This is a genomic window from Hominiventricola filiformis, assembly GCF_020686965.1.
GTDB classification, from domain to species: Bacteria; Bacillota; Clostridia; order Lachnospirales; family Lachnospiraceae; genus Hominiventricola; species Hominiventricola filiformis.
The window spans coordinates 172,673-197,020 of the sequence record NZ_JAJEPS010000004.1 but is presented as its reverse complement, the minus strand read 5'-3'; the positions used below and the strand labels follow the sequence as shown (position 1 = coordinate 197,020).

21 protein-coding genes, 1 tRNA gene and 1 other annotated feature are annotated in these 24,348 nt (G+C 44.6%); all 22 genes read left to right on the top strand.

Going from position 1 to position 24,348, the window contains the following annotated elements:
• Nucleotides 1–23: 23 nt before the first annotated feature.
• A complete protein-coding gene (locus LKD36_RS06305) occupies nucleotides 24–716 on the top strand; it encodes an MBL fold metallo-hydrolase (RefSeq protein ID WP_147356841.1) in 693 nt (230 codons plus the stop codon).
• The gene (gene rnhA / locus LKD36_RS06300) at nucleotides 713–1,189 is read left to right on the top strand and encodes a ribonuclease HI (protein ID WP_118769428.1); all 477 of its coding nucleotides are present in this window, start codon (nucleotides 713–715) and stop codon (nucleotides 1,187–1,189) included. Before LKD36_RS06305 ends, rnhA begins: the two co-directional genes overlap by 4 nt.
• Nucleotides 1,190–1,340: 151 nt before the next feature.
• Nucleotides 1,341–2,210, top strand: a complete 870-nt coding sequence (locus LKD36_RS06295; protein ID WP_308459104.1) for a DUF5688 family protein — start codon at nucleotides 1,341–1,343, stop codon at nucleotides 2,208–2,210.
• 85 nt (nucleotides 2,211–2,295) lie between these two features.
• Nucleotides 2,296–2,369 (top strand) — tRNA-Arg (locus LKD36_RS06290).
• Between the two features lie 85 nt (nucleotides 2,370–2,454).
• Nucleotides 2,455–3,519 carry an SH3 domain-containing protein gene (locus LKD36_RS06285; protein ID WP_308459103.1) on the top strand — a complete coding sequence of 355 codons (1,065 nt, stop codon included), beginning with the start codon at nucleotides 2,455–2,457 and terminating at the stop codon, nucleotides 3,517–3,519.
• A 74-nt stretch (nucleotides 3,520–3,593) separates the two neighbouring features.
• Nucleotides 3,594–4,031 carry a hypothetical protein gene (locus LKD36_RS06280; protein WP_308459102.1) on the top strand — a complete coding sequence of 146 codons (438 nt, stop codon included), beginning with the start codon at nucleotides 3,594–3,596 and terminating at the stop codon, nucleotides 4,029–4,031.
• A 116-nt stretch (nucleotides 4,032–4,147) separates the two neighbouring features.
• Nucleotides 4,148–4,918: a pseudouridine synthase gene (locus LKD36_RS06275; protein ID WP_308459101.1), complete on the top strand. Its 771-nt coding sequence runs from the start codon at nucleotides 4,148–4,150 to the stop codon at nucleotides 4,916–4,918.
• Nucleotides 4,908–6,878, top strand: a complete 1,971-nt coding sequence (gene ligA / locus LKD36_RS06270) for an NAD-dependent DNA ligase LigA (RefSeq protein ID WP_308459100.1) — start codon at nucleotides 4,908–4,910, stop codon at nucleotides 6,876–6,878. Before LKD36_RS06275 ends, ligA begins: the two co-directional genes overlap by 11 nt.
• Nucleotides 6,879–6,895: 17 nt before the next feature.
• Complete coding sequence (locus LKD36_RS06265) at nucleotides 6,896–7,717, top strand: mechanosensitive ion channel family protein (RefSeq protein ID WP_308459099.1); 822 nt, start codon at nucleotides 6,896–6,898, stop codon at nucleotides 7,715–7,717.
• A gap of 68 nt (nucleotides 7,718–7,785) precedes the next feature.
• The gene (gene cls / locus LKD36_RS06260) at nucleotides 7,786–9,330 is read left to right on the top strand and encodes a cardiolipin synthase (protein ID WP_308459098.1); all 1,545 of its coding nucleotides are present in this window, start codon (nucleotides 7,786–7,788) and stop codon (nucleotides 9,328–9,330) included.
• 43 nt (nucleotides 9,331–9,373) lie between these two features.
• Nucleotides 9,374–9,802: a CBS domain-containing protein gene (locus tag LKD36_RS06255; protein WP_118769434.1), complete on the top strand. Its 429-nt coding sequence runs from the start codon at nucleotides 9,374–9,376 to the stop codon at nucleotides 9,800–9,802.
• Complete coding sequence (locus tag LKD36_RS06250; protein ID WP_118769435.1) at nucleotides 9,799–10,236, top strand: GatB/YqeY domain-containing protein; 438 nt, start codon at nucleotides 9,799–9,801, stop codon at nucleotides 10,234–10,236. The genes LKD36_RS06255 and LKD36_RS06250 overlap by 4 nt, the downstream gene beginning before the upstream one ends.
• Nucleotide 10,237: 1 nt before the next feature.
• On the top strand, nucleotides 10,238–10,744 hold the full coding sequence (locus LKD36_RS06245; RefSeq protein ID WP_308459097.1) for an NUDIX hydrolase: 507 nt from the start codon (nucleotides 10,238–10,240) through the stop codon (nucleotides 10,742–10,744).
• 112 nt (nucleotides 10,745–10,856) lie between these two features.
• Nucleotides 10,857–11,222 carry a hypothetical protein gene (locus LKD36_RS06240; RefSeq protein ID WP_118769437.1) on the top strand — a complete coding sequence of 122 codons (366 nt, stop codon included), beginning with the start codon at nucleotides 10,857–10,859 and terminating at the stop codon, nucleotides 11,220–11,222.
• 259 nt (nucleotides 11,223–11,481) lie between these two features.
• Nucleotides 11,482–11,725: a binding site (T-box leader), on the top strand.
• Between the two features lie 102 nt (nucleotides 11,726–11,827).
• On the top strand, nucleotides 11,828–12,907 hold the full coding sequence (locus LKD36_RS06235; RefSeq protein WP_308459096.1) for an ABC transporter substrate-binding protein: 1,080 nt from the start codon (nucleotides 11,828–11,830) through the stop codon (nucleotides 12,905–12,907).
• Between the two features lie 3 nt (nucleotides 12,908–12,910).
• Entirely contained in the window at nucleotides 12,911–13,825 is a 915-nt protein-coding gene (locus LKD36_RS06230; protein ID WP_118769439.1) for an ABC transporter permease, read from the top strand.
• Between the two features lies 1 nt (nucleotide 13,826).
• Nucleotides 13,827–14,633, top strand: a complete 807-nt coding sequence (locus tag LKD36_RS06225; protein WP_118769440.1) for an ABC transporter ATP-binding protein — start codon at nucleotides 13,827–13,829, stop codon at nucleotides 14,631–14,633.
• A 216-nt stretch (nucleotides 14,634–14,849) separates the two neighbouring features.
• Nucleotides 14,850–15,242: an A24 family peptidase gene (locus tag LKD36_RS06220; RefSeq protein WP_308459095.1), complete on the top strand. Its 393-nt coding sequence runs from the start codon at nucleotides 14,850–14,852 to the stop codon at nucleotides 15,240–15,242.
• Between the two features lie 12 nt (nucleotides 15,243–15,254).
• Nucleotides 15,255–16,025 carry a PP2C family protein-serine/threonine phosphatase gene (locus LKD36_RS06215; RefSeq protein ID WP_308459094.1) on the top strand — a complete coding sequence of 257 codons (771 nt, stop codon included), beginning with the start codon at nucleotides 15,255–15,257 and terminating at the stop codon, nucleotides 16,023–16,025.
• A gap of 17 nt (nucleotides 16,026–16,042) precedes the next feature.
• Complete coding sequence (locus LKD36_RS06210) at nucleotides 16,043–17,734, top strand: serine/threonine protein kinase (RefSeq protein ID WP_308459093.1); 1,692 nt, start codon at nucleotides 16,043–16,045, stop codon at nucleotides 17,732–17,734.
• 11 nt (nucleotides 17,735–17,745) lie between these two features.
• Nucleotides 17,746–18,000, top strand: coding sequence for a hypothetical protein (locus LKD36_RS06205; RefSeq protein WP_308459092.1), 255 nt, complete (start codon nucleotides 17,746–17,748; stop codon nucleotides 17,998–18,000).
• A 13-nt stretch (nucleotides 18,001–18,013) separates the two neighbouring features.
• A complete protein-coding gene (locus tag LKD36_RS06200) occupies nucleotides 18,014–24,196 on the top strand; it encodes a hypothetical protein (RefSeq protein ID WP_308459091.1) in 6,183 nt (2,060 codons plus the stop codon).
• Nucleotides 24,197–24,348: the final 152 nt, after the last annotated feature.

The window sequence follows — 24,348 nt, the reverse complement described above, 5'->3', positions numbered from 1 at the left end:
TGCCTCTTTTTGCAGGGGACATCATGAAAATTACATTTATTTATCACAGCAGTTTTGCCGTGGAGCTGGAAAACTGTGTACTGGTTTTTGATTATTACGGGGAGGGACAGCTTCCGACGATTCCGGAAAATAAAAAAATTTACTTTCTGAACAGCCATGCGCATCCGGATCATTTTAAAAGAGAAATACTGGAACTGAAATCGGAGTATCCGACAGCGGAATATATTCTTTCACGAGATATCCGGTTCCGGGAAGAGGAACGGAAACCCTGGATTCACAGTGTGAGAGCCAATATGGAATATGAGATCGGTCAGCTGAAGGTTCGAACTTTAAAATCTACGGATGTGGGTGTTGCGTTTGTGGTGGAGACAGAAGGTAAAAGAATCTATCATGCGGGTGATCTGAACTGGTGGCACTGGACTGGAGAGAGTAAGTATTGGAATAATAATATGGCGGCTAATTATAAGAATGCCATTAATCAGATCAAAGGTGAACATTTTGATGTGGCGTTTGTCCCGGTGGATCCAAGACTGGGAACTTCCTACAGCCTGGGCATCCGGTACTTTCTGGAAAATACCCATGTGGATGCTGTATTCCCCATGCATTGCTGGGGACAGTATGAAGTCTGCAGAAAACTTCAAAAGGAGCCGGAATTAAACGGCATGCTGGAACATTATTATCCGATCAAAGATACAGCGCAGGAGTGGAATCTATGAAAGTAAAAATTTATACAGATGGTGCGGCACGCGGCAATCCTGACGGACCGGGAGGATACGGAACCATTCTTTCTTATATGGACTCCAAAGGAGAAGAACATATCAGGGAGTATTCTCAGGGATATAAAAAGACTACCAATAACCGGATGGAACTGATGGCGGCAATCGTCGGTCTGGAGGCGTTGAATCGGCCGTGTGAAGTGGAGCTGTATTCAGATTCCAAATATCTGGTAGATGCCTTTAATCAGCACTGGATTGATTCATGGCTTAGGAAAAACTGGGTCAACAGCCAGAAAAAGCCTGTAAAGAACCCGGATCTGTGGAAGCGGCTGTTGAAAGCAAAAGGACCCCATCAGGTCACATTTATCTGGGTCAAAGGCCATGACGGCCATGCGCAGAACGAGCGCTGCGATCAGCTGGCAACCACAGCAGCTGATGGAGACGGACTGATTGACGACGTGATTCTTGAATAAAGATCAGAGAACTGTAAAAAGAAGTTGCAAAAAACAGAAAGGTCATGTAAACTGATAGACAGGTATAGAACATTCTTGTGCAGTCGCACAAAACTTTCCCCAATGATAAAAGCATCGGACAAAGCATAATCCGATAGAAGAAACGGAAAGGATGAATATGACATATGAGAAGTTTTTAGATTGTCTGGAGCAGGAACTGCATGACCTTATGAAGAACGGTGAGGAGATCCGCCGTGTGGAGGTTCTCAAAAATAACAGCGTCCGTCTGGATGGATTTTCCTATCGGATGCCGTACCGGAAGGAAGAACCGACTGTATATGTGAATCATTATTATCGGAAAAATATGGATATGACAGATATCCGGGAGATTGCCACTGCGGTTCTTCAGATTCAGCGGGAAAGCAGAAAACTTCCCTCAGAGGAATTGAACGAAGTGCTTCATTTTGACCGAATGAAAGACAGAATTTTTTATCGGCTGGTATCAAGGGAACGTAACAGGGAATTGCTGGAGAAGACACCACACGTGGACTGGATGGATCTTTCGCTTGTATTCTATCTGAGGATTCCTGATCATATTATCAGGAATGCGACAGCCCTGATCAGCCGGACGCATATGGAACGCTGGGAGAAGACAGAGGAAGATCTTCTTCTGACGGCATCGGAGAATATGCGCAGTGTACCGGTATTTCTTCATCCGTTGGAGCAGCTTCTGGAGGAGTACGGCCTTGATCTTTCCGGGAGTGGTCTTTATGTTTTAAGCAACAGCCGGAAAGAGTTCGGAGCAGCTGTGATCGTGGATCAGGATGTCCAGAAAATGTGTGCGGAGCGTTTCGGACAGAGTTATCATGTGATTCCGAGCAGCATTCATGAACTGATCCTGATTCCTTCTGATCAGGAAATGTCACGGAACGATCTGGATGCAATGATCCGGGACGTGAACCGGCGTTGTGTGAGCAGAGAAGAGTTTCTGTCAGACCATGCATATTACTATGATGCGGACGAAGAACGACTGAAATTTTAAAAAATCGTAAATATTACAATTTTATTACAAAAAACATTTGCTTATTTCCTCAACATGGTGTATTATAGTTGAGGTAATAAGCCATGCACCTGTAGCTCAGCTGGATAGAGCACGGGCCTCCGACGCCCGGTGTCGCAAGTTCGAATCTTGTCAGGTGCATTTTTTGTATCCAAAATCCAAAGGATTTGGTTATGAGGGAACTGATGTTGTGTGAAATACACGGACTAGATTTGGAGGAAATGGAATGGAACAAAGAAATATGAGAGAATTACTGGAAAAATATAAGTATTATGTGATCGGTGCTGCAGTGGTGCTGGTTGTGATCATTGCGCTTGTGGCGGGCGGCCGGAAGACAGAAACGGTACCGGAAGAACCGCAGGAAACCCAGGAGGCAGCAGATCAGCAGACAGCAGATCAGCAGGAGCAGGAAGAAGAACCGAATGAGTTGGAAGAAAACAGTCATTCATCAATTGAACGTCTGGTGAGTAAATATCTGGATTGTATCGTAAATGGTGATGTGGATGCGCTGGAATCCATCGTAGATGAGTTATCAGATGCAGACAAAGAAGAAGTTAAAAAACTGGATAAAGCATATGAATCTTATAGTGACCTGAAATGTTATACAAAGAAGGGCCCGGACGAGGATTCTTATATTGTATTTGTATGCTGTGATATGAAGATTGCCGGAGTGGAGACGTTGGCGCCTTATATCAGCTGCCTGTATATCGGACCGAAGGATGAATCCGGCAACCGTTATATCCGCTATAATAATGTAGAGGAGGATCAGACACTGCAGGCTTATGTGCAGGAGCTGGAACAGGATCCGGAAGTAAAAGCCCTTTACGATGACGTCAATGCCCGCTATCAGGAAGCACTGAACAGTGATCCGACTCTGGCAGAATTTGTTCAGAATGCGACCGGTAAGGCAAATGAGAATACGGAAACTGCTGAAGAGGAAGCTCCTGCAGCAGATGAGGCCGCTGAGCAGGAGGATGCTCAGGAGGAGACTGGGGAAGAACCGGCAGCAGAAGAGCAGAACGAAGAGCCAGCAGAGGAAGAAGAACCGGCAGCAGAAGCACAGAACGAAGAGCCAGCAGAGGAAGAAGAACCGGCAGCAGAAGCACAGAACAGAGAGACCCGTGTTACGGAGAGTGTCAATATCCGTTCGGAGGCGTCTACGGATTCTGACCGTATTGCCCTTGCATATCAGGGAGATGCCATCACACAGATTGAGTCCTATGATAATGGTTGGAGCAAGGTTGAGTACAAAGGTGAGACCGGTTATGTGAAGACCGAATTCCTGGAGTAATGAATTTTTGAAAAGTGAATAAATATGGAAAAGCTCCATACCCTAGTAGCAATACAAGGGAAAGGAGCTTTTTTATGTTTTCAGATGCGGACAGAGCTGTGATGAAGGAAAATTACCGGAACAGCCGGATGGGACGGGAAGCCATCAATGTGATGATCAGTAAGGTGGAGGATGATGATCTGGCGTTGGATCTGAACCGCCAGGCATGTAAATTCATGCAGTTTGAGGAGAAGATCCAAAAAGAATATATGAAGGCAGAAGAGCCGCTGCCGGAGGAAAATCTGGTAGGAAAGACGATGCTGTGGGGAGGTATTCAGATGAATACCCTGTTGAATGCCAGTACCAGCCATCTGGCCGATATGATGATTCAGGGAAATACAAAAGGTATTGTAGAGCTTATGAAGGCAGTGAAGAGTAATCAGAGTGTGCAGAAAGAATATTATGAAATTGCGCAGGAACTGATGGATTTTGAAGAGAAAAATATTGAGAAACTGAAAGCGTATCTTAGATAGTCACTGGTCATTTGAAGGAAAATTTGGTATGATAGAATGGCGTGGGGCAATATGGAGCCCCACGAAACAGAAGCTGAAAAGAGCGGCAAAAAGTTCCGGGAAAGGAAGTACATACCATGATACGTTTAAATAAATATATGAGTGAGGCGGGTGTCTGCTCCCGAAGGGAGGCAGACCGGCTTATCGAAGCTGGAAAAGTGACCGTTGACGGCATGAAAGCGACTGTCGGCATGCAGATTGAGGAAGGGCAGAAGGTGTGCTTAAACGGCAAACCGGTAGAGAAGGATAAGAAAGACAAGCTGATCCTTCTGGCAGTCAACAAGCCAAGAGGAGTAGTCTGCTCCGAAAAGAGTCAGGGCGGTGATGTGAATATTATTGATTTTCTCCATTATCCGAAGCGGATTACTTACGTCGGACGTCTTGATAAGGATTCTGAAGGGCTGCTTCTCATGACGAACCACGGAGACATCATCAATAAAATGATGCGGGCAGCCAATGGTCATGAAAAGGAATATGAAGTGACGGTAGATAAAGAATTCAACGACCGTTTTCTGAAAGATATGGCAGCAGGCGTCCACTTAAAAGAACTGGATGTAACCACCAGACCCTGTCAGGTGGAACGTCTGGGCAAGAAGAAATTCAAAATTATTCTGACCCAGGGACTGAACCGCCAGATCCGCCGCATGTGTAAAGAGCTGGGATTTCATGTAACCGGTATTAAGCGCGTCCGGATTATGAATATTCATCTGGGACACCTGACCACAGGTGGGTACCGGAATGTGACAGAGGCAGAGATTCAGGAACTGATGTATCTTCTGGAGGACTCATCCAATGAACCTGGTTATCCCCAGGAACTTAATGAGGAGGATATGCAGGATGACGAATAAGGAGCAGCAGATTGCACGTATGAAGGAGTTGGGAGAACTGCTCCGGAATGCGTCGAGGGCTTACTATGCAGAAGACCGGGAGATTATGAGCAATCTGGAGTATGATAAGCTCTATGATGAACTGGAGGCATTAGAGAAAGAGACCGGCACGGTATTGTCTGGAAGCCCCACCATGACAGTAGGATATGAAGCGGTGGATGAACTCCCCAAAGAACGCCATGCGTCACCGATGCTTTCACTTGATAAGACCAAGGATGTGGGAGAACTGGCGGCATTTGCCGGAGATCATGAGGTATTGCTGTCCTGGAAACTGGATGGGCTGACGGTTGTTCTGACCTATGAAAATGGCCAGCTTGCCAAAGCTGTCACCAGAGGAAATGGTGAAGTGGGAGAAGTCATTACGAACAATGCAAAAGTTTTTAAAAATGTTCCGCTTACGATTCCCTGCAAAGAACAGGTGATTCTTCGAGGTGAGGCAGTGATTCGTTATTCTGACTTTGAGAGAATCAATGAAGAGATCGAGGATGAAGCAGCCAAATATAAAAATCCGCGAAACTTATGCAGCGGTTCCGTCCGTCAGCTGAATAATGAGATCACGGCAAAGCGAAATGTCTATTTTTATGCATTCGCACTGGTTCAGGCCGAAGGTGTGAAGTTTGATAATTCCAGAGAAAAGCAGTTTCTGTGGCTGAAAAGCCAGGGCTTTGATGTGGTGGAATATAAGAAGGTGACTGGTGTCCAGGTGCCGGAGACTGTGCAGTGGTTTTCAGAAGCCATTGTACACAATGATTTCCCATCCGATGGACTGGTGGCAACCTATGATGACATTGCATATGGGCAGTCTTTAGGAAGAACAGCAAAATTTCCAAGAGATTCCTATGCATTCAAATGGCAGGATGAACTGCGGGAAACCCATCTGCAGGAGATTGAGTGGAGTCCGTCCAGAACCGGCCTTATCAATCCAGTGGCCATCTTTGAACCGGTGGAACTGGAAGGGACAACCGTCAGCCGTGCGTCTGTTCATAATGTGAGCATTTTAAAAGGATTAAAGCTAGGTATTGGTGATGTGATCACCGTCTATAAGGCCAATATGATCATTCCGCAGATTGCAGAGAACCTGACTGGAAGCGGAACGGTAGAGATTCCGTCTGTCTGTCCGGTGTGCGGTGGTGCCACGGAAATCCGGAAAACCAATGATGTGGAATCCCTTTATTGCACCAATCCGGAATGTCCGGCAAAGAAAATCAAAGCATTTACATTATTTGTAAGCAGAGATGCCATGAACATTGACGGTTTGTCAGAGATGACGCTAGAGAAATTCATTGACAAAGGATTTATCAAGGAATATGCGGATCTGTTCCGTCTGGATCGCTACAAAGAAGAGATCGTCGGGATGGAAGGCATGGGTATAAAATCCTATGAAAACCTTATGAACAGTGTGCAGAAAGCAAGACATACGACTCTTTCCAGAGTGATCTACAGCCTTGGTATTCCGAATATTGGACTTGCCAATGCGAAGATGCTTTGCAAAGAGTATGATGACGATGGAACGAAGCTTCGGAAAGCAACGGCGGAGGAACTGAGCCAGATTCCGGGTATTGGCGGCGTAATCGGTGCCAGCGTGGAGGCTTATTTTAAAAATGAGGAGCACAACCGATGGCTTGACGATCTGCTGGGAGAGCTGGACCTCTATAAAGAGACAGTAGATGAGAGCCAGCAGAACCTGTCAGGAAAAGTATTTGTCATCACCGGAAGTCTGGAGCAGTTTGATAACCGGGCGGCCCTTAAAGATTTTATTGAAACAAAGGGCGGTAAGGTGACCGGCAGCGTGACATCAAAGACGGATTATCTCATCAACAACGATGTGATGTCCAATTCTTCCAAAAATAAAAAAGCAAAAGAACTGGGCGTGGAGATTATTTCCGAACAGGATTTTATCGACCGGTTTACAAATGATTGATAAAGGAGGTATAAGCTATGGAAACAGAAATGACGAACTGGATTGACAATGTATGGCCGAAATTTCTGGATGCGGGGCTGTCCATTGTATGGGCAGTGATTCTCCTGATTATTGGCATTAAAGTTATTAATGTGGCAAGAAAACTGTTAAAAAGTGCACTGGAGCGTTCCAATATTGATACCGGAGTCGTGCAGTTTCTGGACGCATTTGTAAAATTTGCAGCCTATGCGGTATTGATTCTGGCACTGTTAGGACATTTTGGAGTGCAGACAACTTCTTTTATTACTATCCTTGGTTCTGCTGGAGTAGCCATTGGCCTGTCTTTGCAGGGCAGCCTGTCCAACTTTGCAGGCGGTATCCTGATTCTGATTCTGAAACCCTTTGTGGTGGGGGATTATGTGAGCGCCTGTGGCTGTGAAGGAACGGTAGCAGTGATATCCCTGTTCTACACAACCTTACATACGGTGGATAACCGAAATGTTGTACTGCCAAATGGTAGTCTTTCCAACAGTAATATCACGAATTATTCAGCCAATGAAATTCGCCGCGTGGATATGAGCGTAGATGTGGGATATGGTTCTGACCTGAAGAAGGCAAGAGAAGTGATTATGGACATCCTGAATCAGGATGAACGGATTTTGAAAGATCCGGCTCCGATCGTAGCAGTGGATAATCTGGGAGACAGCGGCGTGAACGTGCTGATCCGTCCGTGGGTCAAATGCGAGGACTACTGGGCAGTGAAATGGAGTGTGCTGGAAGCTGTTCATAATCGACTGAATGCCGAGCAGATAGACATCCCGTTCCCGCAGATGACTGTACATCTTGATCAGAATTCATAAAGTTTTAATGGAAAACCACTGGAAAAAGGGATATACTGGTATCGGATAGTTAGACATGAGGTGAGTGAATGAAAGCGCATATGAGGAAACTCCTGAAGATATTTACCAGTCGTGTAGTTGTGGTAGGCCTGGCTCTGCTGGTGCAGTTGTCATGGTACCTGTTGTTTCTGAACAGACTCGCGAATTATTCAATTGTCGTTAATGGTTTTTTTCGTGTGCTGAGTGTGATTATTCTGTTGTATCTGATCCGGAAGGATGAAAATTCTGCTTACAAAATAGCCTGGATGATCCTCATTATGATGATTCCGCTTTTGGGAGGCATCCTTTATGTAATGATTGGCAACAAAAAGCCGGGGAAAAAACTGGCTGCAAAGATGGCAGTTGTCAAAGACAGTATGACAGATGCATTGAAGCAAAATGAAGATATCCTGCAGGAAATCGAGGAACAGGATGCCAGGGTTGCCGGAAATATCCGGTATATTGGAAATTATGGCCCCTATCCGGCGTGGAAAAATACGACAGTTGAATATTTTCCGGTGGGTGAAAAGATGTTTGATGCCATGTTAAAAGATCTGCAAGCGGCAAAACATTATATTTATCTGGAATATTTCATTATTGCTGAAGGTGTCATGTGGGACATGATTCTGGAGATACTGGAACGGAAAGTAAAAGAAGGTGTGGATGTCCGGCTTATTTATGATGACGTAGGATGCGTGTCATTGCTGCCAATACATTATACAAAGATTATGGAATCTAAAGGTATCAAATGCATGGCATTCAACCGTTTTGTACCGTTTTTGTCTCTTGCCATGAATAACCGTGACCATCGGAAAATTTTGGTGATTGATGGTCACACAGCTTACAATGGCGGTATCAATCTGGCAGATGAATATATCAACCGGAAGATGAGGTTCGGACATTGGAAAGATACAGGGGTGCGGATTCATGGTGAGGCCGTCTTCAATTTCAGCATGATGTTTCTGGAAATGTGGAATGCATTCCGGGAGCCGGAGACGGATTTTAAAGCCTTTGATCCCCATCGGTGGCATCCGGAACCTTTTGAAAGCGACGGCTATGTGGTGCCATACTCCGATACACCGCTGGATTTTGAAGAACTGGGGGAGAATGTCTACATCAATATCCTGAATCAGGCGAAGGATTACGTCTATATAGCAACACCCTATCTGCTGATCAGTGATGAAATGGAAAATGCACTCTGTACGGCAGCCAAGCGCGGTGTGGATGTAAGGATTCTGATGCCTGGTATTCCGGACAAACCGATGGTATTTTATATGGCGAAATCTTATTATCCGCCGCTTCTTCGGGCAGGCGTTAAGATCTATGAATACACGCCGGGATTTGTTCATGCAAAATCCTATGTGTGCGACGACCGGATTGCGACAGTAGGAACCATCAATATGGATTTCCGGAGTCTTTACCTGCACTTTGAGTGTGGAACACTGCTGTATGGGTGTAAAGCAGTGATGGATGTGAAAAAGGATATGGAGGAGTGTTTCCCGAAGTGTCATGAAGTAACCATGGGAGACTGCAGACAGGGTGTGATTGGAGATCTTCTTACTTCCGTACTCCGTGTACTGGCTCCGCTGATGTAAAGTATTGTAAAAACTATAATTACGACAGGATGAAAAGAGAAGGATGAATGTTTTATTTTTTCTGACCCCGAAAAGTGAGGTGGCCCATCTCCAAAAGGAATGGACCCTCAGACAGGCCATTGAGAAACTGGAACGGAGCGGTTATACCGCCATTCCTATGATCGACCGGGAAGGACACTATGTGGGAACAGTTACAGAAGGGGATATTTTATGGACGCTGAAAAAGCGCTATAACATGAATCTGAAGGAAGCGGAGAATATTCCAGTGACCAGTGTAGAACGGCGCATTCCGTTCAAACCGGTTTCCATCGACGCAACCATGGAGGATTTGGTACAGATGGCCATGAACCAGAACTTTGTTCCGGTTATTGACGATAAAAAAATATTTATCGGCATCGTAACCAGGAAGGATATCATCCGTTTCTGCTACGAGGAGTATGCCAGAAGGCTTGAGGAGGAAAAGAAGTCATGAAATTAAAAGATTTACAGGATGCAATGATCGCAGCAATGAAAGCAAAGGACAAAGCGAGAAAAGATTCCATTTCCGCACTGGTATCTGCAGTGAAAAAAGCAGGTATCGACGCAGGCTGCCGCGATGATATCCCGGAAGATATGGTAAGCCAGGTCATTTTAAAAGAATTGAAAAGTGTAAAAGAGCAGATCGACACCTGCCCGGCTTCCAGAGAAGATCTTCTGGCAGAGTACAAAGCACGTTACGAAGTGATGAGTGAGTTTGCTCCGAAGCTTTTAAGTGCAGAAGAAGTAAAAGAAATTCTCACCAGCAAATTTGCTGAAGTGCTGGCTACCAAGAATAAAGGCATGATCATGAAGACCGTTATGGGCGAACTGAAAGGCAAGGCTGACGGTAAAGTCATTAACCAGGTCGTTGCGGAGCTGACGAAATAAGATGCCAACATTACCAATGAGTCTTACCACGCTGTGTTATCTGGAGCAGGGCGACAGCTACCTGATGATGCATCGGGTAAAGAAAAAGAATGATGTGAATCAGGATAAATGGATTGGTGTAGGCGGTCATGCGGAGGATTATGAAAGTCCGGAGGACTGCCTTCTTCGAGAAGTGTGGGAGGAGACGGGCCTTACCCTGACCGATTACCGGTTCCGGGGTATTGTAACCTTTTCCCTGAAGGATGCAGAGACCCAGTATATGTGCCTCTTTACAGCCACCGGATGGGAAGGAAAGCTGAACTACGACTGCGTGGAAGGTGATCTGGAGTGGGTCAGAAAAGACCGTATCAAAGATCTGAAACTGTGGGAAGGCGATAAAGTTTTCTTCAAATTACTCACGGAGGAAGTACCATTCTTTTCCCTGAAACTGTACTATGAGCAGGATGAACTGAAGGAATGCGTACTGAATGGAGAAGTGCTGGACTGGAAGAATTTTCTGACTGATTAAAAACTATATTTGAAATATAATTTTGAGATATGCTCCTTGTTTTATTTTGCTTCATGTGATAAGATAAATCTATCAAAAAGAAACATATAGTAAAAGAAAAGGAGGAGCTAGTATGTCGGAAGATACGAAAATGATTATGGAAGAACTTGCAAAAATCCATGGTCGTCTTGAAAAGATGGATGGTCGCCTTGACAGAATGGATGACCGTTTTGATCAGATGGATGGTCGTCTTGACAAAATGGACAGAAGAATGGATGAACTGGAAAGTAGTACAAAACAGGAAATTCGGTCGCTCAAGACATATATGGAAAACGAAATTGAAACAAAAATCAATATTGTGGCTGAAGGCCATTTTGATTTAATGAGAAAATTTCGACAGGTTCAATTGTGTAATGAAGAATGGGAAATGATGAAAATCCGCGTATTAGCTTTAGAACGTGGTGTTCGTGAAATCAAGGCAAAAATGCAGGTCGCATAACGGGTCCCAGGTAATGAGTATGATGGAAGCGATCGTCTGTGAAAGGAACGTCCGCAGTCCCGGTACTTCACAAGAACGAGCGGAACGCGATGTTCGAGTATTAGTACCGCTGGATCGAGGACTTAGCGCGAGCGGTTCCGCTCACAGACGGTCATTTCCACTTATCTAATTACCTGAAAAATTGAAAATTTTTTGAAAAAACAGTTGACATTTCACCTCAAGAGGCATAGAATACAAACAAGTTCAAACCAATTGTATACCAAAACCGATGAGAAAGAGAAGTAAGCTTTCCAGTAAAGTCACAGAGAACCGCAGGTGGTGGGATTGCGGTACAGAACTGATTGCTGAATGGCCTTTCGAGGGCGGCCCGAAATGAGAAGAGTAGGAACCGTCGGGAACCAAACCCGTTATCAATGAGGAGTGTATGACAGTACACCGAAAGTGGACAGCAATGTCAAGTTGAGTGGTACCGCGATTATAAGATATTTATAACCGTCTCAAGCAGAAAAAGCTTGGGACGGTTTTTTTGTATGATAAAAAGCGAAGGGCAGCCGTTTCAAGCCAGCAAATAGGCCCTGGATTTTTGAATTGTGGAGGAAAAGGACATGAAAAAGAAAGTAGTAAGCGTATTACTGGCAGCAGCAATGACAACAACCCTGGTAGCTGGATGTGGAAGCACTGGAGCAGCAGACACCGCAGCAGATACTTCTGCAGAGGAGACCACGGAAAGCACAGAGGATACCGAAGCAGATGCGGCAGATGCAGAAGAGACCGCCAATGCAGGTGCTACCTACAAAGTAGCAGTTGTAAAACAGATGGATCATGCATCACTGGATGAGATTGCAAACGCAGTAGAAGAAGAACTGGATGCAATCGCAGCTAAGAACGGAGTTACCATTGAATATGAAACCTATTCCGGACAGGGGGATCAGTCTACACTGACCCAGATCGGAACCCAGGCAGTAGCAGATGGCGTAGATGCCATCATCCCGATTGCAACTCTGGCAGCACAGGTGATGGCAACCTGTGCAGAGGATACCCAGACACCGGTTGTTTATGCAGCAATCTCTGATCCGGAAGCAGCAGAGCTGACTGGCATCGATTATGTAACCGGTACTTCCGACGCATTGAATACCACCTTTATCATGGATATGATGCTGGCACAGAACCCGGATGTACAGAAGGTTGGTCTTCTTTATTCCCAGTCTGAAGCAAACTCTACCAAACCAATCGCAGATGCAAAAGCTTATCTGGATGAGAAAGGTATTGCATACGAAGAGAAAACTGCAAACACCAACGATGAAGTAATCACTGCAGCAAGCGCACTGATCGCTGATGATGTGGATGCAGTATTTACCCCTACGGATAACGTGATCATGGCAGCAGAGCTGGCTATCTATGAGAACCTGGCTGAAGCAGGAATCCCTCATTATACCGGAGCTGATTCCTTCGTAAGAAATGGTGCATTCGCTACCTGTGGTGTCAATTATACCGACCTTGGACATCAGACTGCTGATCTTGCATATGATGCAATGACGAAAGGCATGGATGATCTGGAAGACTACTATCTGATGGACGGCGGCATCATCACAGTCAACACCGAGACTGCCGCAGCACTTGGAACTGATTATTCCGTATTTAATGACATGGGAGAAGTGGTAGAAGTTACCACAACTGAGGAGTAAATTATGATTTATGTGATTCAGACAGCCCTGGAGCTGGGCTTTATGTACGCACTGGTAGCCATGGCCCTGTTTTTAAGCTACCGGATTCTGGATATTGCAGATTTGACGACAGACAGCGGATTTGTACTGGGAGCAGCTGTGTCGGTAACAGTAGCGGCAGCAGGACATCCGTTTCTGGCTATTCTGGCAGCAATGGCTGCCGGAAGCTGTGCCGGTTTTGTCACCGCATTTTTGCAGACTAGACTGGGAGTTCCGTCGATTCTCGCAGGAATCGTAACTAACACAGGACTTTATACGGTGAACCTGATGGTCATGGGCTGGAGTTCCAATGTGAGTCTTCTGAAACAGGATACTTTATTTACGCTTCTGAAGAACACGGGAATTGGAGGAAGCTGGTATAAGCTTCTTCTTGCTGCCGGAATCACAATTGCAGCCGGAGTTTTTCTGGTATGGTTTCTGGGAACCCGTATCGGACTGAGTATCCGGGCAACCGGAGATAACGCGGATATGGTGCGTGCCTCATCTGTGAATCCGGTATTTACTATTACCATTGGCCTTTGCATTTCCAATGCATTGACTGCTCTGTCCGGAGCTGTTGTAGGGCAGTATCAGAAGTCCGCAGATATTAACGGCGGAACGGGAATTGTAGTCATTGGTCTTGCCTGCCTGATTATTGGTGAGACTCTCATTGGCCGCAGATCCATGGGAAGAAATGTGATCGCAGCCATCGTGGGAAGTATTGTATATCGTTTTATTTATGCAGTCATTTTAAAGACCGGCATCGTACCGATTGAGTGTCTGAAACTGGTGACCGCTATCGTGGTAGCACTGGCCATTGCCGGACCGGCACTGAAAGAGGGAGCCGCATTTCAGAAACGGAAAATGAGCGCATCCGCGTCCAGAAAGGGAGGCAACTGATATGTTAAAACTGGAAAATATCAAAAAGACCTTCAATCCGGGCACGGTGAATGAAAAATGTGCGCTGCAGGGATTATCCCTTCATTTAAAACCAGGTGATTTTGCAACGATCATCGGTTCCAACGGAGCCGGAAAATCCACTATGATGAATGCCATTGCAGGTGTATTCTATGTGGATGAAGGTTCTATCACTCTGGATGGACAGGACATCACGTTTATCCCGGAATATAAGAGAAGCCGTGTCATTGGCCGCCTGTTCCAGGATCCGCTTCGCGGAACGGCTCCCCATATGACGATTGAGGAAAATCTGGCACTGGCCTATTTAAGAGCTTCTAAGGGAACCGCTCCCTTTAGCCGGATCTCCAAAAAGGATAAAGAGTTTTTCCGGGAACAGTTATCCCTTCTACATATGGGACTGGAAGACCGGATGAAAAATCCAGTAGGCCTTCTTTCTGGAGGACAGCGTCAGGCACTGACGCTTCTTATGGCAACCATGGTACCGCCAGATCTCTTACTTCTGGATGAGCATACCGCAGCTCTTGACCCTGCAACTGCAGATAAAGTGCTGAAGCTGACTCAGGAAATTATTGAGAAAAATAATACTACTTGCCTGATGGTAACCCACAATATGCATCAGGCATTGACGATGGGGAATCGGACGCTGATGATGGACGATGGAAAAATCGTACTGGATGTGGAAGGCGAAGAGCGTGCCAATATGACGGTGAACGATCTTCTGGAAAAATTCCACAGCAAGGCAGGAAAAGATCTGGATAATGACCGAATTCTCTTATCCATGGAAAAATAAAAGCGAAACTGTTCGGAAGATACATTCTTTCGGACAGTTTTTTTATGCAAATCTAAAAGTTTTATAAACAGTCGAAAAGTAGTTGCAAAAACAGAAGCTTTATGCTAAAGTCAGTCATAATAACAACGCAAGTCAAAATTCGGCCATATCGGCCAAAATTTTCCAAACAACAATGAAATTAACTGTGGCGCAAAAGAACGGGGGAAAGTGCAAAGTGTGAATAACATTATTTTTCTTTTACTGCTGGGTTGGATTGCAGTAGAAGATTTGAAACATCGCAGGATTCCAAACTCTTTGGTCATCTGTCTGTTTCTATGGGGGATTTACAGCAGAGGGATGACAGGAGAGTGGAACTCGTCGGTAAAAGGGGCATTACTGGCAGGCGGAAGTATGCTGATTTTTTATATTGTATTCCGCAGAGGAATCGGTGCCGGGGATGTGAAATTACTGACAGTGGTGGGATTTTACGTGGGGTGCGAAAAAATCTGGGAGCTATTGTTTTTGACTTTTCTGATGGCAGCGGTATGGGGAATATTATGCAAAAAGGAGGTCCCTCTGGCAATCTGCGTATTTCTGGGCGTAGGCTGTCGGATGTTGGGACTAATTTGACAGGGGGATTTTATGAGGTATTTATCTGCTTTTTACACAGATATTGGAACACAAAAAAAGAGTAATCAAGATTCGCTGTTAATCCAGGAAGCGAATACAGCAACAGGAACGACATTGCTGGCGGTTTTATGTGACGGGCTTGGCGGTTTGCAAAAAGGAGAGATTGCCAGCGCAGAAATGATCAAAGCATTTTCCGCCTGGTTTCAATATCAGTACCCGGTTCTTTTGAACCAGAGATTTACTGCGGATGTTTTAAAAGAGAGCTGGTCAAAGCTGGTATCTGAAACTCATCGAAAATTGACTGCGTATGGAAAAACACGTGGTTTATCGTTGGGAACGACAGTAGAAGCAGTTCTTTTTTGCGAAAAACGATATTATGTATTTCATATTGGAGATTGCCGGGTTTACAAAAAAACAGGAGTTTTGCAGCAGATTACGAAAGATCAGACCTATATTCAGCAGGAGATGGATTATGGAAGAATGACTCTGGAGGAAGCAATAAAAGATCCGAAAAGAAATATGCTGCTGCAGTGTGTGGGGGCAGGTAATTATCTGGCACCGGATTTCATACAGGGAGAGTTGGCACCGGAACAGGGGTTCCTGATCTGCAGTGATGGTTTCCGGCACGTAATCAGTACAGGAGAAATTGCAGAAGGCATGCGATTACCGTCTTCGTATCATGAAGATCTCATGAGAAAGCGGCTTGAGGGGTTAACGGAACTTTGCAAGCAGCGGGGAGAAAAGGATAATATCACTTCGATCTGGATACAGGTCTGCAGGTAAGATGAGGGAGTGTATACATGCTGAAGATTGGTGATTTACTGGGTGGAAAATATCGAATACTGAGTGTTGTCGGACGGGGCGGAATGAGCACCGTCTATTTGGCGCGTAATGAACGGGCAAATAAAAACTGGGCGGTAAAAGAAGTCAGAAAGAGCGGTGTAAATCAGGATCAGGTTGTAGAGCAGAGTCTCCTGACAGAGGTGGAGATCATGAAGCATCTCAATAATCCACATCTGCCAAGTATTATCGACGTGATTGATATTGATGATACATTTGTAATCGTTATGGATTTCGTGGAAGGAAATTCACTGGAGAAGGTACTGGAACATGGGAGCGTGTCGGAAATACAGGTGATTGACTTGGCAAAACAGCTCTGTGATGTATTGCTGTATCTTCACAGCTGCAATCCGCCGATTATTTACAGAGATATGAAACCATCCAATGTAGTACTGAGACCGGACGGAGTGGTGATGCTGCTGGATTTCGGTACGGCGAAAGAATATAAATATGATGAATCGGGAGATGCAACCACTTGTCTTGGTACAAGAGGATATGCAGCACCGGAACAGTATGGAGGACATGGAAGAACGGATGCCAGGACAGATATTTACTGCCTTGGAGCAACTCTTTATCATCTGGTGACAGGAAAGCACCCGAGCAGTGAACCATATATGAAACCAGTCAGAAAAATCAATCCGAAACTTTCAGAAGGTCTGGAAAAGATTATTCAGAAATGTACCAGACAAAACCCGGAAGAACGTTATCAGTCCTGTGCGGAGCTGAAATTTGATCTGGATCATGTAGAAGAGATCGGAAGAACAGCCCAGAGAAAAAGAAGCAGAAATTTAGGACTGTTTTTTGGCGCGGTTCTGATGGCAGTATTCGGAATTTCCGGTATGACCGGATTTAAAATAGCTGTCTCCAATGAGACCAGATCCAGCTACGACTATTATATCTCACAGGGTGATGCGGTGGCGGAAGACGACAAGGAGCAGGAACTTTCAGAAAAGACAGAGATTTATAAACAGGCCATTCAGGTGGCACCGGCCAGAAGTGAAGCATACAGGCATCTGCTGGACACGATCATTCAGGATAACCGGATTGATATAAAGGAAATACAGGCAATGCAGACGCTTCTGGGACAGATGCTGGAAGGAAATCCGGCTCAGAGTTATTTTCAGAAGCGAAATGAAAAAGAATTTGATGAGTTCGCTTATGATCTTGGTGTAAATTATTATCTCTATTGTACAGATAATGGAAAGAGTCTTTCTCTGGAATGGCTGAAGTATGCAGCTGACAGTACAACCCTCTCAAAAGAAAAAAGAGGAACGGCGGAAAGTCTTTGGACAATTGCAAAGTCTCATGGAGAACTGACAAAGAAGGTGAACTCGGAATATACCTATACAGAATATTGGACAGACCTTAATGGACTGGTACAGGATGATCTTGTGACAAATGCAGGATATTATATTGCCCTTGGTATTTACCGATATACAGCAGGAGAGATCAAATCCCAGATCAATAAGTTCAAAGCGCAGGGCGGTATTGAAAAAGCAGAGATAGAGCAATTGCTTGATCGGATTGAACAGGGAACAGCGCAGATTGAAACAGAAAATAACCTGGATGAGGAAGACCAGAAACTGATGGAAGAAATCAGAAACCAGGTGAAAGGAGCCAGAGATATGACGGCCATGGCATACGGTGCTTAAGGAGGAAACATATGGGAATGGAACGAATACAGACATATAACGCCGGGTTTTATATATGTCTGGTTATCACGATATTTGGAGTAATACTTGCGATTTTGTTTTTCTTTACCCTTCATATTAAAGATGCATGGAAGATGAGTTCAGGAAGAGCCAGAAATGAAAGCATTCGGAAGATAGAGAAAGCGACAGAAGTAATGATGAAAAGAGAAAACTGCTTTACTCTCACTAAAAATATTATGGTGATTCATACAGAGGAAAAAATCTAAGGAGGAGAAGAAAATGCATAAGAGAATTCTGGCACTGATATGCACGGCTGTGTTAATGTCAAATCTGGTTTCTGTTGAGAATTGGAGTATGATTACCCGTGCTGAAGAGCAGGAGGAACAGACAGAAGAGGAAACAGGATCTGCGACTGTCACGGTTACTACACAGGAAGGAAAAACAGCCGAGTGTGCAGTAAAAGTGACCAAAGATGTAGCCTCCATTACAATTGAACAGCCAGCAGAAGCAGAATTTTATCCGGCATTTACAGACAGTGTGCAATTTACAGCAGCTCTTAAACCGGATGAAGAATACTGTAATGATCCAATGATCACATGGTCAGTCAATGAGGGAAGTACCGCTTCAATAAATTCATCCACTGGAGAACTGACATTTCATGAACTGGCGGATGACGAAGAGACGGTAACCGTTACTGCAAAAGCCGGTGATAAAGAAGACAGTGTTCAGATTATCCTAAAAAAAGCAGAAATTACAGAAATTTCTGTCGATGATATCAATGTTACCTATGGAAAAGAAGCACAGTTGACGGCAACTGTAAAGTCTGGTGATGAAACAGTCAGTGAAGACAAAATGCCTCCGCTTCATTTTGAGGAGACAGATGGGACGGAAATAGCTGAAGTAACGAAAGAAGGAAAGCTAACTGCACGTGAAGTAGGCGCTTTTAAAGTAAAAGTATCCACAGATGGAAATGGTTACTTTAAGTCCGCTGGAAGTTCCGAGAAGGCGCTGACCATACATCCGGCAAAACTGCAGGTAAAGGTTACGGAAGGTACGGCAGGGGGACCAATTGTAACAAAAGTCAGCGATGGAACAACAGCACTGACAACAGATAATATCACCGCAATTGAAAATGCATTTTCTCTTGAGGGGATTGTCGATGACGAGGAAGTGTCTCTGAAGGTCGGAGATGATGCACCCTGGAGCAGCCTTTCTTATGAAGAGAATAAGCTGGGCAGCAATACGGTATCACTGAACAGCCTGAAGGACAGTTTCGAACTGGAAGGAACGGACAGTGCTAATTATGTGCTGGATGCCGATGTTTTCGCTGCAAATGATCTGAAGATAACTGCAGAGATTGCACCGAAGGCACCAGAGACTTCTGATTATGATATGACTCAGACAAAAGAAGATCAGACGTTTGCCCTTACGGATGATGAAGTAAGCGGTATTCTTCTTTCTGCAGGTACAAAAGGAACAGATGAAGCCTACTGGTATAACGAAGCAGGACTTCCCTTAACGGTTGATGAGGGCTATCAGCTGCTGACAGATCAGTATGTGCAGTATACGGACAGTCTCATAACAGAGTCCGGCAAGACGTATTATGTAAAGCAGACAAAAGAAGACAATACCGTATGGTATTATGGTCCCTATACCATTGAATTACAGTGTGATGGGGATGAGTCGACTTACCAGATTGATGAGATTAAGAAGATCAATTTTGGAAAAGATAGTACAGAGTTTACCATTATTATCAAAGATACAGATGGCAGTGGTGTAGATGCAGATTCGATCCGTTATTTTATCGGAGACAACAAGACGATGAAAGAAGACGGAACACTTCCGGCAGAAACAGATTCTGCATGGAAAAAATCCGCCACAGTATCACAGGATGGAGAAAACTATAAAATAACAGTGACCGTTCCGACGTCCGGATTTCTTTATATTCAGGCAGCTGACAAAGTGGCAAACAACAGCTTTGGAGGACCGTTCTATCTGCTGATTCTGGAAAATACAGCACCGACGGTTACTGTGACCTGCCAGGATCAGGGCTGTGATTTTGATGCGCCGAGAAATGCACATACCCTGAATATTACGGCAGAAGATGCCAAAGAAGACGGGACAGAACCGTATTCATATTCCGGAATTCAGTCACTGACTTACAGTCTGAGCAGACAGAATAAAGATGGAACATCAGGAGATATTGTCCTGACAGCAGAAGATGCGGAAGCCTTCATGCCTCTTACGATGGATGTTGTAAAAGCATCCAGAACAAAGGCAAAAGATCAGATTGTCCTTCAAAATGATGACCAGGGACAGCCTTTGAATGGCAACTATATTCTGACGGTAACAGCAGTTGATTTCTGCGGAAATGAAACCGTAAAATCCGACTGGATTCTGAACTTTGATAATGAGACTCCGAAGCTTGTAGATGCTTCCTATGATGGATATACCCATATAGGTACAGATGGAAATATATACTATGGGCAGAAGGCGACTGCACATCAGATGCAGTTTACCATTCAGGAGAAGAATTTTGATCCAGATCTTGATAATGATTCCAGTATCGTGGTCAAAAAGAACGGTCAGCAGATCACAGAAGGATATACGGTGACATGGGAACATGACGGAGAACTTCATAAAGCGATCGTAAATCTGACGGGAATCAATGGGACAGAAGAAAATGATGTTTACATCGTAGAGAGTCATTATCAGGATCTGGCAGGAAATCAATTGGATTATGAAGGTGCATCTATGGTGATGGACAAGGTGAGCCCGGTAGTTACTCGGATCGTAACCAGTGAAAATCTGAATGGAGAACAGGATGGCAGTCCGTACGATGGAATCGATTATTATATTAATAAAACAATTACGACTGTAATTACAATTGAAGACGAAAACTTACCGTCTGATTCCACGGAGATCTGGCAGACTTCCATGAAAAAAGACGGAAATGATGTGGAAGGGGATTTACGGACTGCAGAATCCGGACAAATCACATTTACAATGGAAGCAGACGGCCGATATTCCGATCTTAAAGCAGCAGGAACGGACATTGCGGGAAATCCGCTGGTTCTGGCTGAAAATGGATATGAACACGAAATGTGGGATGGGGCAGAAGCAGAAAATGGAACGGTCAACCTCTCTTATGCAAGAGTCGTGGATACAGTCGCACCGGTTGCTGTGATTACTTATACTTCCAAAGCCGATCCGAATGGATATGGCACTGAGTACTACTACAGCAAAGATGTTACAGCAGAAATTGCAGTAACAGATCAATACGGTGATAATTCCTGTGGCATTGATTTTACGAAGCTGTTTACGATATGCCGGAAAGACGGACAGGGAACGGTGGAGAATATCAGCAGTGAAAAGACGATTTATGAAATCAATAAAGTAGATGGAAGATATGATATTTGCATTTATGGAACAGACCGTGCGGGAAATGCCCTGGGTGTCAGGGAGCAGACTCCGGGGACGATGGACGGATTTAAGGAAAATGTGTCCGGTAAAGACGGAGACGCCATACCATATACTATTATCCGTGATACAACCCCACCGGTCTTTACTTTCCAGGTAACTCCAGATGCAGCGGTTACCAATCAGAAGAAGCAGGAGGATGGACGTTATTATTTTAACGGAGATTATCGGGTTACTGTTGTAGTGGAAGATACCAACTTTGATGCAGGGAAGGTTTTTCTTAATAAAGGAATGACAGCGGCAGGTGCTTATGATGCTTCTGCAGCTACAATATCTGATTACAAAAAACTGACTGGTGATACATACAATAACGGAAACAATATCTATACAGACGGTGAAAGTATGGAAGGAGTGTTCCGCTATGCGGTCTATGGAAATGATAAAGCCGGAAATGCCCTGGTCATGAAAAAGGGAAGCGGCATCAATGAAGATATGGAAGGAAATGCCAGCTGCTACATTATAGTTGATAAAACAAAGCCGACAGGAACTCTTACCGTAGGAAACGGAAAAGAGACATACTATCAGATTCAGGTACAGGATGGTGCGGTGGATCAGGCAGCGCCGTATCGGACAGAAAAAGAGGCATATATTCAGATTACATCAGACGACTTCAGCCCGGTACAGATTGCATACACTACGGATCGGCTGGAAAATGATGAAGTAAAAGAGGCAGTAGAGATAAAAGGAAATGGTTTCTCTTATCAGCAGAACAGAGAGAACAGTGTCAGTGGAGAACAGATTTTCAGAATTTCCGGTATCAGTATGACTGACCGTGCAGGAAATATGAGTTTCCTTGCAAAGACCAATAAAATTTATCTGGATGTGACACCGCCGACCATGGATGAACTGGCTCCGACCATCTCTGTAGTGGCAACCTCTGAGAGTGATGAGCGTGGAACAAAAGGAACCTCTCTCTTTAAGGATGATGTACCGCTTCATATTAAGGTAACCGATCCGTATGGTGGTTCTAAGAGTTCCGGACTGAGTGAAGTAACGTATCATCTGTATATAAACGGATCAGAAGTAGCCGGTGACAGACAGGTACTGAATCCAGAGTCCACTACAAAATGGAATGAGAATTATGAGGATTCTTCGTTAGTCTTCAATATTGACAGAACAATTACCGTGAATGCATCCAGCCATAACTATAATGATATCCGTGTTGTGGTGAATGCAAAGGATAATGCGGGAAATACCAATACCAGAAACTATACATTTGGAATTGATGTGACAGCGCCGACCATTGAAGTGGAATACGACAACAATGATGCGCAGAACGGACGGTATTTTAAAGCGGATCGTGTGGCAACCGTAACGGTGACGGAGCGTAATTTCAGTTCTGATCTGATTGATATTTCCACACAGTCTTCGAATATCAGCAGCTGGAGCTACAGTAAAGGCAGCGATGCCAATGGTGACGATGATAAGTGGACAGCGGAGATTACTTATCATGTGGATGGCGAGTATACACTTGATATTTCAGGAGAAGATCTGCTGGGACAGAGTGCGGAAAGTATCAGCTATTCCGGAACAGCACCGCAGGATTTCGTGATTGATAAGACCGCTCCGGTACTGACTCTGGAATTTGACCGGAATGATCCGGCAAATGGCAAGTATTACAACAGTGCAAGAACAGCAACTCTCTTGGTTGATGACGTGAATTTTGGCGGACAGGCAGACATTACCGTAAATGCGTCTGGTGGCGGAGCAGCACCGGCATTTACATTCACCGGAAAATCTTCTTCCGCAACATTTCATGCGGACGGAATCTACAGTTTTGCCGGTACCGTCACGGATATGGCGGGAAATGTATCACTTCCGATAGACTGCGAAGAGTTTGTCATTGACCAGACAGCACCGGTGATTACATTCCATGATGTGGAAGATATGACAGCTTACGGTAAAAGCGACAGTGCGTTTGCACCGTATATCACTATCGATGATACGAATTTTGATCCAACTGGTGTGACAGTTACCATGTCAAGAATGAAATGGGATTCCGAAGAGGAGATGACTGATTTCGGAGGATTGAATGGAAGTACCTGGCAGCTGAAGGAGCTGGAGCAGATGCCGGAAAATGATGCGGTCTATACACTGAACGTGAGAGTACAGGATATGGCGGGAAATCCGAACAGCGATGAGACTTACGTTACATTTTCACTGAACCGTTATGGCTCTGTCTATGTACTTGGTGAAGAGACATCTGCTTTGCTGGAACAGTATTATACAAATGAGGTTCAGGAACTGACACTGACAGAATACAACCTGAGTAATCAGGCAGATTCCTGGATTGATGTGTCCAGAAACAGTGAAGAAGAAACGCAGCTGACAAAAGATACAGACTACAGTGTACAGCAGCAGGGTGACTCTGGAAACGACTGTAACTGGAAACAGACAGCATATCAGATTCATGCATCCAATTTCGAGGAAGATGGAACTTATAAAGTTCTCGTATATTCAAAAGATACACTGGAAAATGCGACGACCAATGAAAATCCGGCATCAGAAGAATATGCGTCAGTGATTGAATTCTGCAAGGATACGGAAGGCCCGACTGTAACTTTGACGGGTGTGGAAGAAGGCGGATTCTATAATGAAGCCAGTATGTCGCTTCTTGTTAATTATTTCGATAATAACGAAATGGAACGACTGAATATCCAGGTAGTCAATGGGGCAGATGAGAATGATGTGATAGACAGCGTGGAGTACCTGGCAGATGACGGAGTTATTGAAGCGGCATCCGGTAAAATGGAATATGCACTGAAGGAAAATGCAAAGGTTCAGAAAGTCATTGTAACGGCAACCGACCGCGCAGGAAATACTTCAGAACCACAGAGCATTACATTCACCTTGTCTACCAGTGCGTGGGTACGGTTCTATAACAATAAGCAAAAACTCTATGGAACAATTGCAGGTGTAGCAGGAACGCTGGGAGTGATCTGTCTGATGATTATGATCTGGCGAAGAAGGCGAAGGAATTGATTGCCAGGCTGCAGATGCAGACTTAAGCATTTCATATTTTTGTAATGGCTGATAATAGATGCTGAAAATCATAGATCGCATAGAAGAACGCAGAAAAATTTTCTGCGTTCTTTTTGAAATCATTTAAAAATTCTGTATATTTTGTTAAAAAA